The following is a 13,259-nucleotide window of genomic DNA, read 5'->3' as shown; positions in this document are numbered from 1 at the left end:
GCAAGAGGAAAGCCGCAAGATGAGTGAAGCACAGACCGCCCATACGCATGGCGCGCCGGTTGTCGGCGTGCTGATGGGCTCCAGCTCCGACTGGGAAGTGATGAAGAACGCCGTCGCGATTCTGCAGGAATTCGGCGTGCCGTACGAAGCGAAGGTCGTGTCGGCGCACCGCATGCCGGACGAAATGTTCGCCTATGCTGAAAGCGCGCGCGAACGCGGCATCCGCGCGATCATCGCGGGTGCGGGCGGCGCGGCGCATCTGCCGGGCATGCTGGCCGCCAAGACCACGGTGCCGGTGCTCGGCGTGCCGGTGGCGAGCAAGTATCTGAAGGGCGTCGACTCGTTGCATTCGATCGTGCAGATGCCCAAGGGCGTGCCTGTCGCGACCTTTGCGATCGGCGAGGCGGGCGCGGCGAATGCAGCGCTCTTCGCCGTATCGATCCTGAGCGGCACGAGCGCGGAATACGCGGAGAAGCTGGCGGCGTTCCGTGTGCGCCAGAACGAAGCGGCTCACGCGATGGTGCTGCCGGCGCTATGAGCGCCAACTGATCCGCGATTGCTACACGACGTCCCCTGTCCCACCTACCCGCCGGGCGCTTGCCACTGCTGAACCGCATGCACGCCCGGCCGCGACCGACCACCAAGATGAACCCAGACAACACACCGGTTTCACCGATTCTGCCAGGCGCATGGCTTGGCATGGTCGGTGGCGGCCAGCTCGGCCGCATGTTCTGCTTTGCCGCACAGGCCATGGGCTACCGTGTCGCCGTGCTCGATCCGGACGAAAACAGCCCGGCAGGCTCGGTCGCCGACCGCCATCTGCGCGCGGCTTACGACGACGAAGCGTCGTTGACCGAACTCGCGCGGCTGTGCGCGGCGGTCTCCACTGAATTCGAGAACGTGCCGGCCGCGAGCCTCGACTTCCTCGCGAAGACCACGTTCGTCAGCCCCGCCGGCCGCTGCGTGGCCGTCGCGCAGGACCGCATCGCCGAAAAGCGCTTTATCGCGTCGTCGGGCGTGGCGGTCGCGCCGCACGTCGTGATCGAATCATCGGACGCGCTCGCCGCAATGGACGATGCACAGCTCGACGCCGTGCTGCCCGGCATCGTCAAAACGGCGCGCATGGGCTACGACGGCAAAGGCCAGATCCGCGTGCGCAATGCCGAGGAAGTGCGCGAGGCGCACGCGTCGCTCGGCGGCGTGCCGTGCGTGCTCGAAAAGCGTTTGCCGCTCAAGTTCGAAGTCTCCGCGTTGATCGCGCGCGGCTCGAGCGGCACGTCGGCCGTCTATCCGCTCGCGCAGAACACGCACCGCGACGGCGTGCTGTCGCACACCATCGTGCCGGCGCCGGACGCGAGCGCGACGCTTGTCCAGCAGGCGCAACAGGCCGCGCTGCAAATCGCCGACAAGCTCGGTTATGTCGGCGTGCTGTGCGTCGAATTCTTCATTCTCGAAGACGGTTCGCTGGTGGCCAACGAAATGGCGCCGCGTCCGCACAACTCGGGGCACTACACCGTCGACGCCTGCGCGACCAGCCAGTTCGAGCAGCAAGTGCGCGCGATGACCGGCATGCCGCTTGGCGACACGCGTCAGCATTCGCCGGCCGTCATGCTGAACATTCTCGGCGACGTGTGGTTCCCAAGCGGGCCGAAGGGCGCGTCGGTCACGCCGCCCTGGCACGAGGTAGCGGCGATGCCGGCCGCCCGCCTGCATCTGTACGGCAAGGAAGAAGCGCGTTGCGGCCGCAAGATGGGCCACGTGAACTTCACTGCCGCGACGCTCGAAGAAGCGCGCACGGCGGCACGCGATTGCGCGCGCCTTCTGCATATCCCCACGAGCTGACGCGCGCGCCATGCCCGATCCACAGACACCCGGCCAGGCCGGCCATTCCGACCAATCCGGCGAAGGCGCCGCGAACGCGCTGCCTGTCAGCGCCGCGCAGATCGAGGATGCGGCGGCGCTGCTCGACGCGGGCGGTCTCGTCGCGTTTCCGACGGAGACGGTCTATGGCCTCGGCGGCGACGCGGAAAATCCCGACGCCGTCGCGCGCATCTACGCGGCAAAGGGCCGGCCGGCCAATCATCCGGTGATCGTGCATCTGGCGCCGCAGGGCGATCCGAACTATTGGGTCGAGCACTTGCCGCAAGAGGCGCAGCGTCTGATCGACGCCTTCTGGCCGGGGCCGCTCACGCTGATTCTGAAGCGCGCGGCACACATCCCGGCGGCCGTCAGCGGCGGGCAGGATTCGGTCGGCTTGCGCTGTCCGTCGCATCCTGTGGCGCAGGCGCTGCTCGAAGCGTTCAGCACGTTGCGCGCCGGGCACGGCGGCGTGGCGGCGCCGTCGGCGAATCGTTTTGGGCATGTGAGCCCGACCACCGCGCAGCATGTGCGCGACGAGTTCGGCAGTGCGATTCATGTGCTCGACGGCGGCGCGTCCGACGTCGGCATCGAGTCGACCATTGTGGATTTGTCGCGCGGATTCCCCGCGTTGCTGAGGCCGGGCCGCGTCACGCCGCAAGATATCGCCGATGTGCTCGGCGAAGCGCCGCGCCTGCCCGATGGTTCCGACGCCACCGCGCCGCGTGCGTCCGGCACGCTGAAGGCGCATTACGCGCCGCGCACGCCGCTCGCGTTGCTGCCGTTCAATGCGCTCGAGCCATTGCTCGCCGCGCGCGCAGCCGGCGAGCGCGTTGCGCTCGTCGCGCGGGCATCGCGAGCAGGGCATTGGGCCGACGCCGAGGGCGTGCACTTCATCGCCGCGCCGGAAGATCCGCATGTGTATGCACGCGAGCTGTACGGCTTGCTGCGCGCGCTGGATCGCGCGAACGTCGCGCGTATTCTGATTGAGAAGCTGCCGGATACCATCGAATGGATCGCCGTGAACGATCGGCTCGGCCGCGCCGCGGCCGCGTTCGAGGCGCAAGGGCACTGAGTTTTGCTTTGCTGTCGCTTCGCAAGCGCTTGATCGAAGTCGCAATAAACACGCAATAAAAAAACGCCTGGCTACTCAATCGACAGAATCGATAAGCCAGGCGTTGCTCAATCCTTCCTTCGCGGAAAGCGACCGCGCGCCGCGCGGCCGAACTCCACTCACTCCACTTACTTACCCAGTCCCGTCGCCGCGATCTGCTGCTGAACGTACTGCGCGAACAGCGCGTGCATGTGCGAGCTCGGGTGAACCGTGTCCGCGAACATGTAGGTCTGATCCGCGCCGGCCACCGTGTACGTCTGCGGCGAGCAGAACAGCGAAGAGCCGAACTGCGCGCCGTACTGCTCCGGCGTCAGCCCGTTCGTCGCGCTCGGATTGGCGCGGGCGTAAGCGGTTGCGTTGGTCTGCATCGCGGTAAGGTTGCAGGCCGTGCCGGTGTTCGACACCGTGAAGCCGAGCGCCTTGTAGTTCGGCAACTGCTGATCCTGCCAGGTGAACGCATCGACCACGATCACCTTGCCCGTTCCGAGCAGACCGAGCGCCGTGAGGTTCTGCACGAACAGATAGTTATACGCCGCGGAGATTCCCGACAGCAGCGCGGCCGAGCCCGGCGTGCTCGCGTTGGCCGCGACGCCGAGCGGCGTATTGCCGATGTCCGGCACCGTCGACACCACGACGTGCGTCGCGCCCGCGTTGACGATGGTCTTGACTTGCGCGGCGAGCTGGCTGGCAGCCTGAGCAACCTGGGGATTGGACAATTGCTGCAGATAGCCGACGATGAACGCAACCTGGCCCGCCTGCGTATTCGGCAGCTTGCCTGCCTGCACGAGCAACGGGAACTGCGTCTGCAGCGCGGCGCCGAGCGCCGTGAGATTCGCGGTGTTTTCGGCGAACTGGAAGATGTCGTTCGCGCCGCCGTTCACGAGCACGAGCTGGTTCGCATTGAAGCTCGTATGGGCGCTCAGGTAGTTCTGCACCTGACCCACGATAGGCACGGTCGTGGCCGCCATATTGTTCGGCGCCCAGCCTTTGCCTTGAGCATTGACGACGTCCGAGCCGCCCTGGGCGTAACCGAAGCCGCCTGCCGCGGCGAGCGGCTTACCGAAGCCGCCGAGGTAGGCGGGCTTCAACGTGTCGCCGTAATACTCGGCGACTTTTTGCGTCCACACTTCGCCGGGGTTGGTCGTGAAGCGGCCGCCGCCGAAGCTCCCCTGGATGACCGGCGCATACGTGCCGACGTCCGACAGGCTGTCGCCGAACGAGACCACCTGCAGCTTGACGCCGCCTGCCGGCGTGCTGCTGCTGGCGTTGTTGTTGTCATCGCCGCCACCGCCGCAAGCGGCGAGCAGCGCAAACGCGGCGCTGGCTACGGCAATTTGCGTGACGCGCAACCAATCCTGTTTCCTCGATGCTGTTTGCTTCATGTTGGCTACATCTCCTCGTATGTTTGGCCCTTGCGCCATGTATTGCAGGCCGCGTCCGCCGCGTCGGCGGCGTGACGACAGCTTACAGAATCTTCCAGGGTCTGCGTCGTGCTGATAACGCGGCCTTGTTGTTGTTTTCGTTGTCGTTGAGCGTTGTGTGGGCCGTTGAAGCAGCCATGCGCCGCGCATGATAATCGGCGGCCCACGCGGGCGGCGCGAACAGCGCGCGCAGCTTGTCGGGCACACTGCGCGCGCTCGCGAAGTCGCGCGCCATCGACGCCCATTCGTGAAACGTCGCCCTCAGCGGGTTGTAGGTATGAAGCGGCTCGACGATGCCGTAGACCGGCGGCTCGCGCGGGTCTTCGTCGACGTAACTGCCGAACAGCCGGTCCCAGATCACCAGCACGCCCGCATAGTTGCGGTCGATATAGCGGTCGTTGCGCGCGTGATGCACGCGATGAATCGACGGCGTGTTGAACACGTATTCGATCCACGCAAACTTGCCGCCGATCTTGCCGATCGCCTGCGTATGCACGAAAAACTGGAAGCCGAGATTGATCAGCACGATCGCCACGATCTGCTTCGGCGGAAAGCCGAGCACGGCAAGCGGAATCCAGAAGAGCCACATGCCCGCAACCGGATACATGAGGCTCTGCCGGAACGCGGTCGAAAAATTCATCCGCTCCGACGAGTGATGTACGACATGCGCGGCCCACAACCAGCGCACGCGATGACTGCAACGGTGAAACACGTAGTAGAGCAGATCCTGCGCGACGAACAGCAGCGCAAACGAGAGCCAGCCCGCTTGCCAGATGTGGACGCGGTAGTGATCGTAGAAGAACGCATAGACGGGGAGAATCGCGAGCCACGCGAGCTTGTCGGCGGCTTGCTGCATGAGCGCGAGCGCCGCATTGCAGAGCGTGTCGCGCCAGCTATAGAGCCGTGCGCCGGGGCGCGTTCGCCGCAGGTGCCACGCCTCCCAGCCGATACATGCGAGAAAGACTGGCGCCATGGCGAGCAGCAGCAATTCGGCATCGAATTGCATGGTGTCTTCCTCCGTGGTCCCTTGCCGCCGCGTGACATGCCGCGGTGTTCTGTCGTGGGTTGTTGTTATGGTTCGGGCGTGACATGCGGCCCGAACACTGCCCGACAGCGTACACGGTTACGCGCGTGGCGCGCGTGGCCTTCGCTAGAAGGAATCCTCAATGGGCGCCGCGCGTGCGCGGGTTTTTCCTGGGCTTGCCGCGCGGTGCCGCGCTCGCCGGTTCGGCGGCGGGCGCGGAGATTTTGCTGAAGCCCGTGGCCGGTCCTTGATAAACCCATTCGAGCAGCGCGTCGTGCGCGGCGCGCGCGGCTTCCGAATGCGGATCGTTGATGAAGCTCACCACGACATAGCTGTTGCCGTCCGCGGATGCCACATAGCCCGCGATCGCGCGCACGTCGCGCAAGGTGCCGGTCTTGATCTGCGCGTTGCCGCCCGCGCCCTGGTTGGTCAGGCGGTTGCGCATCGTGCCGTCGACACCCGCAATCGGCAGCGACTGCACGAACACCTGCGCCACCGGACTTGCGTTCGCCCGTTGCAGCAAATCGGCGAGCGAGAGCGCCGTGATGTGCTCGTCACGCGAGAGGCCCGAGCCGTTGTCGAGCGTCAGATATTCCATGTCGATGCTGTCGCGCCGCAGAAAGGCCTCGATCGCGCGCGCCGATTTGGCGGTCGTGGCGGGCGGCTTTTCTTCAGCCGCGCCGATCGACAGGAACAGGTTGCGCGCCATCGTGTTGTTGCTGAACTTGTTGATGTCGCGCACGACGTCCGACAGTATCGGCCCCTGATGCGTGGCTACGAGCTTCGCGCCGACGGGGACCGCCCCTTCGCGTGTCGTGCCGCTGAACGTGCCGCCGGTTTGCTGCCACAGCGCAAGGAAGCCGCCCGCGAAGAACGCCGAATGATCGAGCACCGCGACGTTGATCGTGCGCGGGCCGCAGCGCACCGAATAGTCGCCGGCGAACGACGCGACGACCGTGCCGTTGGGCGTCGGCGTGACGGTGGGCGAGACGGACGCCGCTTCGCCGCGGCACGGGCCGTTGACCGCGCGCATCTGATTGTCGATCTGCAATTGCGCGAGGGCGGGCAGCACGTCGATGGCGACCGTGCCGTCCGGCGAAGGCGTCAGCGTGAACGACAGCGACTTGAACGCGTACAGCAGCGGATCGGGACCGACGTTGTACGGCGCGTTGGCGTCGTCGTCGAAGGCGGGCAGGTCGCGCGTCGACGGATCGAAGTAGCGCTTGTCGAGCACGAGCGCGCCGTCGATGCCGCGAATCCCGGCCTTGTGGATCTTCTCCACGAGGTCGATCAGTTCCTCGGGCACGAGCTTCGGGTCGCCCGTGCCCTGAATGTACAGATTGCCGTGCAGCACGCCGTTGGCGTCGAGCGTGCCGTCGCTATAGGCGCTCGTGCGCCAGCGGTAGTCGGGGCCGAGAATCGACAGGCCGGCGTAGGTGGTGACGAGCTTCATCGTCGATGCGGGCATCATCGGCTTGCCGGCGTTCAACGCGACGATCGGCGTGCGGTCGCCGACTTTCTCGACGACCACGCTGATCGACGACAACGGTACGTGCGCGCGCTGCAAGCCGATCATGACGGACTGCGGCAACACGGTGCTGACGTTCACGCTCGGATGCGTGGCCTTGACGCGCGCCTCGGCGGCGAGCGGCAACGATGCGGAGCCGACGAGCGCCGCGCAGACGAACAGCCACGCCGCGTTCGCGCGCGTCACAACGCGGCGTGGCGATACTGAAGGCGGCGTCGAAACGGAAGCGTCAGCCGAACTGGCGATGACAGCGATGAAAGCGGAACTCAGGCGCGAACGCAGCGCCGCGTAATGAAAACGGCGTGCGACGGAAGACATGAAAGCGTGCGTCATGAACGGGCGAGAAAGCAAAATGTCAGGGCGTTGTGCGACGCAAAGCGCCCATTGTAGTGACATGCGTGCAGCCTGCGGCGAAAAATGCGTCGTCGGGCGCGCAGTGCGAAGCGGGCGCTAGAATGCGGCATCATCGAATGTTGAGGAATGTGACCATGCGCATCTTGCTAGTCGAAGACGACCGGATGATTGCCGAAGGCGTGCGCAAGGCACTGCGCGGCGAAGGCTTCGCGGTCGACTGGGTGGAAGACGGCGAAGCGGCGCTCAGCGCGGCGTCGAGCCAGCCGTACGATCTCGTGCTGCTCGACCTCGGTCTGCCCAAGCGCGACGGTCTCGACGTATTGCGCACGCTGCGCGCGCGGGGCCACGCGTTGCCGGTGCTGATCGTCACCGCGCGCGATGCGGTGGCCGACCGCGTGAAGGGCCTCGACGCCGGCGCGGACGATTACCTCGTGAAGCCCTTCGATCTCGACGAACTCGGCGCGCGCATGCGGGCGCTGATTCGCCGCCAGTCGGGCCGCAGCGATTCGACCATCCGCCACGGCAATCTGATGCTCGATCCCGCGTCGCATCAGGTGACGCTCGACGGCGCGCCGGTCGCGTTGTCGGCGCGCGAATTTGCCTTGCTCGAAGCGCTGCTCGCGCGGCCAGGCGCGGTGCTGTCGAAGAGCCAGCTCGAGGAAAAAATGTACGGCTGGGGCGAGGAGATCGGCAGCAATACGGTCGAGGTCTACATTCACGCGCTGCGCAAGAAACTCGGCGCGGAGCTGATCCGCAACGTGCGCGGCCTCGGCTACATGATCGCGAAGGAAGCCTAGCCGATGCGATCCATCCGCCGTCAATTGCTGGTCTGGCTGCTTGCGCTCGTGCTGCTCGGCGTCGGCATCGCGGGCTGGCTGATCTATCGCCAGGCGCTTGCCGAAGCCAACGAACTGTTCGATTACCAGCTGGAGCAGATCGCGGCGGCGCTGCCGGCCGAACCGTTCTCGCAAGTGCTCGGCTCGCGCGATACCGGCGACGAAGGCATCGTGCTGCAAATCTGGAACCGCAACGGCGTGCTGATGTACTACTCGCGTCCGCGTGCGCCGCTCGCGCCGCGCGCCGAACTCGGCTTCTCGACCGAGCACACGGAACGCGGCGAGTGGCGCGTGTATGGCGCGATCGTCGGCGATAACGTCGTGCAGCTGGCGCAGCCGCTCTCGGTGCGCAACCGCCTTGCCGCCGACGTCGCGTTGCGCACGCTGTGGCCGCTGATCGTGCTGTTGCCGGTGCTCGGGCTCGCGGTGTGGGTCATCATCGGACGCGGGCTGCGTCCTTTGCGGCGCGTGACGAGCGCGCTCGACACGCGGCATCCCGAAGCGCTCGATCCGTTGCCCGATCAACGTCTGCCGCTCGAAGTGCAGCCGCTCGTTCGCGCGCTCAACGGCTTGTTGCAGCGGCTCGCCACCGCGCTCGATATCCAGAAGGCTTTCGTCGCCGATGCGGCGCACGAACTGCGCACGCCGCTCGCCGCCGTGCAGATTCAGGCGCAACTGGTGTCGCGTGCGAAAGACGACGCCGCGCGCGGCGAAGCGCTCGCCGATCTGCAAGCCGGCGTGACGCGCGCGACGCGCCTCGCCGAGCAACTGCTCGCGCTCGCGCGCTCGGAGCCGGACGGCCTTGCCGCGACCGATGCGATCGATTTGCGCGCGCTGCTCTCGGACTGCGTGCTCGCGTATGCGCCGCTTGCGCAGGATCGCGGCGTCGATCTCGGCATCGAGGCGAGCGAGTCGGCCACGGTGATCGGCGACCCCGAATCGCTGCGCGTGATGTTCAACAATCTCGTGGACAACGCAACCAAGTACACGCCGCGAGGCGGGCGCGTCGACGTGAGCCTGCATGTGGAAGGCGGGCATCCGGTCGTGCGTATCGCCGACAGCGGACCGGGCATCGAGCCGGCCGAACGCGAGCGCGTGTTCAACCGTTTCTACCGCGCGGGCGCCGGCGAAAATCGCGTGCGTACCGACGTGGCCGGCAGCGGATTGGGCCTCGCAATCGTGCGGCGCATCGCGACCCAGCATCAGGCGGCGATATCGCTCGACGAATCGCCGGCGGGCGGGCTCCAGGTCACAGTGCGTTTCTGACCAGCAAGGTTTCAACTTCCTTTCTAAAGAAAAGCCCCTGAAACAAGGGCTAAACTGATCGAGCGCGATCTGTCGCTGCTTAAGTCTCCTTTAAGCGATAACGCTTACGCTTCCTGACATCCGAGTTTCTTTCTCCAGTCAGGAGCACACAATGAACGCGAAAACCTTGTCCCGCAGCGCCGTCGCGGCTGCTGTCGCCGTAGCGCTTTCCGCCGGCTATGTGGCGGGCCATCGCGACGTGCCGGCGCCGCAGGTCATCACGCCGGCGCAAGCCGCGATGATGCCCGCCGAAGCCGCTGCGAAAACCGGCATTCCCGATTTCTCCGGTCTCGTCGAAACCTACGGGCCGGCCGTCGTCAACATCAGCGCGAAGCATGTCGTGAAGCGCGCGGCGCTGCGCGGCAACGGTGGCAATGGCGGCAACCAGTTGCCGATCGATCCGAGCGATCCGTTTTATCAGTTCTACAAGCACTTTTTCGGCGGCATGCCGGGCATGCAAGGCGGCGACGGCGGCGATGTGCCCGATCAGCCGAGCGCGAGCCTCGGCTCGGGCTTCATCGTCAGCAGCGACGGTTATATTCTGACCAACGCGCATGTGGTGGACGGCGCCAATGTCGTCACCGTGAAGCTCACCGACAAGCGCGAATTCAAGGCCAAGGTGGTCGGCGCCGACAAGCAGTCCGACGTGGCCGTGCTGAAGATCGATGCGGGCAATCTGCCCACGGTCAAGATCGGCGATCCGCGTCAGAGCAAGGTCGGGCAGTGGGTCGTCGCCATCGGCTCGCCGTATGGTTTCGACAATACGGTGACCTCGGGCATCATCAGCGCGAAGTCGCGTTCGCTGCCGAACGAAAACTACACGCCGTTTATCCAGACCGACGTGCCGGTGAATCCGGGCAATTCGGGCGGACCGCTCTTTAATCTGCAGGGCGAAGTGATCGGCATCAATTCGATGATCTACTCGCAGACGGGCGGCTTCCAGGGACTTTCGTTCGCAATCCCGATCAACGAGGCGATCAAGGTCAAGGACGACATCGTCAAGACCGGTCACGTGAGCCGCGGACGCCTCGGCGTCGCGGTGCAGGGCATGAACCAGACGCTGGCGAACTCGTTCGGCATGCAGAAGCCGCAAGGCGCGCTCGTCAGCTCCGTCGATCCGGGCGGCCCCGCCGCGAAGGCCGGCTTGCAGCCGGGCGACGTGATTCTCTCGGTAAACGGCGAGCAAGTGACGGATTCGTCGGCGCTGCCCTCGCAGATCGCCGGTCTCGCGCCTGGCAGCACGGCCGCGGTTCAAGTGTGGCGCGACAAGGGCACGAAGGATCTGAAGGTGACGATCGGCTCGTTGTCCGACAGCAAGGTCGCCTCCGACAAGGCCGATCAGCCGACGCAGTTGCAAGGGCGTCTGGGCGTCGCCGTGCGTCCGCTGACGCCGGAAGAAAAGAGCAGCGCTGCGATCTCGCACGGGCTCTTGGTGCAGCAGTCGGGCGGCGCGGCGGAAAGCGCGGGCATTCAGCCGGGCGACGTGATTCTCGCGGTCAACGGCCGGCCCGTCGCGAGCGTCGATCAGTTGAAGCAGATGGTTGCGGGCGCAGGCAATAGCATCGCGCTGCTGATCCAGCGCGACAACGCGCAGATCTTCGTGCCGGTGGACCTCGGCTGATCGACGGCGCAGGCCGAGTTCCGATCTGACGTATCGCATGAAGTAAGGCTTGCCGGTCTGTTTGCAGTTACTGCGCACAGACCGGCATTTTTGTTTTCAGGGCTGAAGCCGCGAGGCAGGCGCTTTGCGGCAGGGGGCGTGCACGGCGGCGGTTTGCCGGCCTGGCGAGCGGCCGTGTGGCACGCAGGTTGCATCCATCCTGAATCCGGCCCCATCGACGGGCGCCGGACGAAGATGTCAATAAGGAGCAAACCGATGAAAAACCAACGCACTCAGCGAAAGATCGTAGCCGCCGCGGCCAGCGTGGCGCTCACTCTCGGTCTGGTGGGCGGCGCGTACGCGCAGCAGGCGAGCGACGTAACCGGTGGCACCACCACCGACCAGACGAGCGCAGGCAACGTCAACGGCGGAGGTCTGCCGCAAATCCAGCAGCAAGGCGACGTTTCGTTCGTCTCGGGCGGCGTCGGTCTCGACGAGTCGAAGGCGCTGCAGCAGGCGCAAAGCCAGTGGCCGCTGTCGCTGCGCTTCACGGGGCCGGGCTCGGACTTTCTCGCCGACGTCCATGTGCGGATCGTCGACGCGCATAACGGCGAGGTGTTGAGCACGACGTCGCGCGGTCCGTACATGCTCGTGAAGCTGCGGCCGGGCCGCTACACGGTGCATGCGGCCTACAAGGACCGCGACCAGTCGAAGGCCCTGACTGTTCCGGCGAAGGGCACGGCGAAAGCGGCGTTCTACTGGAACACCCAGTAAACCCGAGGCTGACGGGGTATCCGCATGGACGCCGCGCAATCGTGAGAACTTTGACAGATAATGAAGCCACGGGCCTGTCCCGTGGCTTTGCTGTTTGCACGACCGCACACTTTCACGGAGCCGAGACATGAGCGATGCCTTGACACCCCACGGAAGCCGGGACAAGTCCGCCGGCGGACATGCCATCGCGATCACCGGCAACGATCACCGCGTCCGCGTGATCCACGGCGGCGTGACGATGGCCGACACGCACGCCGCGCTGACACTCAGCGAAACCGGCCTGCCCGACGTGTTCTACTTTCCGCGCGAAGACGTGAACATGGCGCGGCTCGAGCGCTCGACGCACACCACGCACTGCCCGTTCAAGGGCGACGCGTCGTACTTTCATCTGCGCACCGAAGACGGCCTGATCGAAAACGCCGTATGGAGTTACGAGACGCCGTTCGAGCAGGCGGGCCGAATCAAGGGCTATCTCGCGTTTTACTCATCGCGCGTCGACCGCATCGATCAGACGTCCTGATCGGCTGTCGCGCGTTCGTCGGGAGGCTGGCATGGAACTGAACGACGCGTTGCGGATTCCACTTGCGCCGTCCGATGTCTGGGACGCGTTGCAAGACCTCGCGCTCCTGCGCGCCAGCCTCGATAACTGCGAGTCGTTCACGCGCTTTGCGCACGGCGAATACGCGCTGACCATGACGGTTCCGCTCGGGCCGCTGCGCGCGCGTTACGAAGTTCGCGCGCACGTCGCCGGCCAGGATTCGGGCCCCGCCGATGCGGAACGCCGCACCATCAACTTCAAGGCGCGCGCCGACGGTGTCGGGTTGCTGCGCGGACAGATCGAAGTGCGGCTGCGCGCGGAAGAGGGCGCGGCGGGCGGTCGCGAGCGCGGCACGCGGATCGACTACACGATCTGGGCGACGTCGTCGGGACCGCTCGCGCAATTGCCCACGCGTCAACTCGAAAACGCGCTGCGTCAACTCGCCGACGATTTCTTCGCCGAATTCAGCGCGGTCGTGTGCGCGAAGCACGGCCAGGGTCCGAATCGCGCGCGCGGTTCGGCGGCGCGTCGCCAGCATGTGTTTTTGCGGCCGATCACGTTGGGCGGCATCGCGCGGCGCACTCGCGGCGAGGATGGCGGCGCGCTCGGCGGACGGGCGGCGAGCGTATCGCACAGCGTCTCGCATCACGAACCGACGCCGCATGCCGTGCCGAACTGGGCATGGGCGGCGATGATTTTTCTGGTCGCGTTGTTGTTGTATGTCGCGCGGTGGATTAGTGAGCGGTGAGGGCCGCTTAGGCCGTGGCGTGTTGACGCATGACGCGTGATGCGCCACGCGCAACCCATGACGGTGACTGTCGCGCCGACGCGCCTACGAAATCGCGGTGCGCGCCTACGAAAGGACGTCGTTCCGGGCCGCGCTTCGTCTTGTCGCGCGCTCGTTGCCG

At 65.9% G+C, this 13,259-nt stretch carries 12 protein-coding genes; 9 read left to right on the top strand and 3 right to left on the bottom strand.

Translation table 11 applies throughout. From position 1 onward, the window contains the following. Positions 1-19: 19 nt before the first annotated feature. From purE to CUJ91_RS14785, 3 genes are all read left to right on the top strand, one after another. On the top strand, positions 20-538 hold the full coding sequence (gene purE / locus CUJ91_RS14795) for a 5-(carboxyamino)imidazole ribonucleotide mutase (protein ID WP_029968172.1): 519 nt from the start codon (positions 20-22) through the stop codon (positions 536-538). Positions 539-645: 107 nt separating this feature from the next. Beyond that, positions 646-1,842 (top strand): 5-(carboxyamino)imidazole ribonucleotide synthase, encoded by a 1,197-nt coding sequence (locus CUJ91_RS14790; RefSeq protein ID WP_006049979.1) that lies wholly within the window; start codon positions 646-648, stop codon positions 1,840-1,842. 10 nt (positions 1,843-1,852) lie between these two features. Beyond that, positions 1,853-2,932, top strand: a complete 1,080-nt coding sequence (locus CUJ91_RS14785) for an L-threonylcarbamoyladenylate synthase (RefSeq protein WP_208716134.1) — start codon at positions 1,853-1,855, stop codon at positions 2,930-2,932. 167 nt (positions 2,933-3,099) lie between these two features. On the opposite strand, the gene CUJ91_RS14780 is transcribed toward CUJ91_RS14785, so the two are convergent. From CUJ91_RS14780 to dacB, 3 genes are all read right to left on the bottom strand, one after another. Beyond that, a complete protein-coding gene (locus CUJ91_RS14780) occupies positions 3,100-4,353 on the bottom strand; it encodes an SGNH/GDSL hydrolase family protein (RefSeq protein ID WP_006049981.1) in 1,254 nt (417 codons plus the stop codon). A gap of 82 nt (positions 4,354-4,435) precedes the next feature. After that, positions 4,436-5,398, bottom strand: coding sequence for a sterol desaturase family protein (locus CUJ91_RS14775; RefSeq protein WP_114156455.1), 963 nt, complete (start codon positions 5,396-5,398; stop codon positions 4,436-4,438). Positions 5,399-5,555: 157 nt separating this feature from the next. Next, positions 5,556-7,277 (bottom strand): D-alanyl-D-alanine carboxypeptidase/D-alanyl-D-alanine endopeptidase, encoded by a 1,722-nt coding sequence (gene dacB / locus CUJ91_RS14770; protein ID WP_114156454.1) that lies wholly within the window; start codon positions 7,275-7,277, stop codon positions 5,556-5,558. 155 nt (positions 7,278-7,432) lie between these two features. Here dacB and CUJ91_RS14765 point away from each other — a divergent pair, with 155 nt between their 5' ends. The 6 genes from CUJ91_RS14765 to CUJ91_RS14740 all read left to right on the top strand — a co-directional run bounded on the left by CUJ91_RS14765 (position 7,433) and on the right by CUJ91_RS14740 (position 13,099). Continuing rightward, positions 7,433-8,095: a response regulator gene (locus tag CUJ91_RS14765; RefSeq protein ID WP_114156453.1), complete on the top strand. Its 663-nt coding sequence runs from the start codon at positions 7,433-7,435 to the stop codon at positions 8,093-8,095. A 3-nt stretch (positions 8,096-8,098) separates the two neighbouring features. Further along, entirely contained in the window at positions 8,099-9,400 is a 1,302-nt protein-coding gene (locus CUJ91_RS14760; RefSeq protein ID WP_006049985.1) for an ATP-binding protein, read from the top strand. Between the two features lie 151 nt (positions 9,401-9,551). Then, the gene (locus CUJ91_RS14755) at positions 9,552-11,060 is read left to right on the top strand and encodes a DegQ family serine endoprotease (RefSeq protein ID WP_107708621.1); all 1,509 of its coding nucleotides are present in this window, start codon (positions 9,552-9,554) and stop codon (positions 11,058-11,060) included. 255 nt (positions 11,061-11,315) lie between these two features. Further along, entirely contained in the window at positions 11,316-11,813 is a 498-nt protein-coding gene (locus CUJ91_RS14750) for a hypothetical protein (RefSeq protein ID WP_006049987.1), read from the top strand. Between the two features lie 127 nt (positions 11,814-11,940). Next, complete coding sequence (locus tag CUJ91_RS14745) at positions 11,941-12,333, top strand: DUF427 domain-containing protein (RefSeq protein WP_006049988.1); 393 nt, start codon at positions 11,941-11,943, stop codon at positions 12,331-12,333. 31 nt (positions 12,334-12,364) lie between these two features. Continuing rightward, the gene (locus CUJ91_RS14740) at positions 12,365-13,099 is read left to right on the top strand and encodes an SRPBCC family protein (protein ID WP_114156452.1); all 735 of its coding nucleotides are present in this window, start codon (positions 12,365-12,367) and stop codon (positions 13,097-13,099) included. Positions 13,100-13,259 lie beyond the last annotated feature (160 nt).

This window comes from Paraburkholderia graminis, assembly GCF_003330785.1.
Taxonomy (GTDB): domain Bacteria; phylum Pseudomonadota; class Gammaproteobacteria; order Burkholderiales; family Burkholderiaceae; genus Paraburkholderia; species Paraburkholderia graminis.
This window is presented reverse-complemented; position numbering and strand designations above follow the sequence as displayed.

Bases quoted from the DNA above. Each gene is read 5' to 3' on its own strand.
- CUJ91_RS14740 (WP_114156452.1), top strand. From the start codon at position 12,365: ATGGAACTGAACGACGCGTTGCGGATTCCACTTGCGCCGTCCGATGTC.
- CUJ91_RS14785 (WP_208716134.1), top strand. From the start codon at position 1,853: ATGCCCGATCCACAGACACCCGGCCAGGCCGGCCATTCCGACCAATCC.
- CUJ91_RS14790 (WP_006049979.1), top strand. From the start codon at position 646: ATGAACCCAGACAACACACCGGTTTCACCGATTCTGCCAGGCGCATGG.
- dacB (WP_114156454.1), bottom strand. From the start codon at position 7,277: ATGACGCACGCTTTCATGTCTTCCGTCGCACGCCGTTTTCATTACGCG.
- CUJ91_RS14780 (WP_006049981.1), bottom strand. From the start codon at position 4,353: ATGAAGCAAACAGCATCGAGGAAACAGGATTGGTTGCGCGTCACGCAA.
- CUJ91_RS14765 (WP_114156453.1), top strand. From the start codon at position 7,433: ATGCGCATCTTGCTAGTCGAAGACGACCGGATGATTGCCGAAGGCGTG.
- CUJ91_RS14750 (WP_006049987.1), top strand. From the start codon at position 11,316: ATGAAAAACCAACGCACTCAGCGAAAGATCGTAGCCGCCGCGGCCAGC.
- purE (WP_029968172.1), top strand. From the start codon at position 20: ATGAGTGAAGCACAGACCGCCCATACGCATGGCGCGCCGGTTGTCGGC.
- CUJ91_RS14755 (WP_107708621.1), top strand. From the start codon at position 9,552: ATGAACGCGAAAACCTTGTCCCGCAGCGCCGTCGCGGCTGCTGTCGCC.
- CUJ91_RS14775 (WP_114156455.1), bottom strand. From the start codon at position 5,398: ATGCAATTCGATGCCGAATTGCTGCTGCTCGCCATGGCGCCAGTCTTT.
- CUJ91_RS14760 (WP_006049985.1), top strand. From the start codon at position 8,099: ATGCGATCCATCCGCCGTCAATTGCTGGTCTGGCTGCTTGCGCTCGTG.
- CUJ91_RS14745 (WP_006049988.1), top strand. From the start codon at position 11,941: ATGAGCGATGCCTTGACACCCCACGGAAGCCGGGACAAGTCCGCCGGC.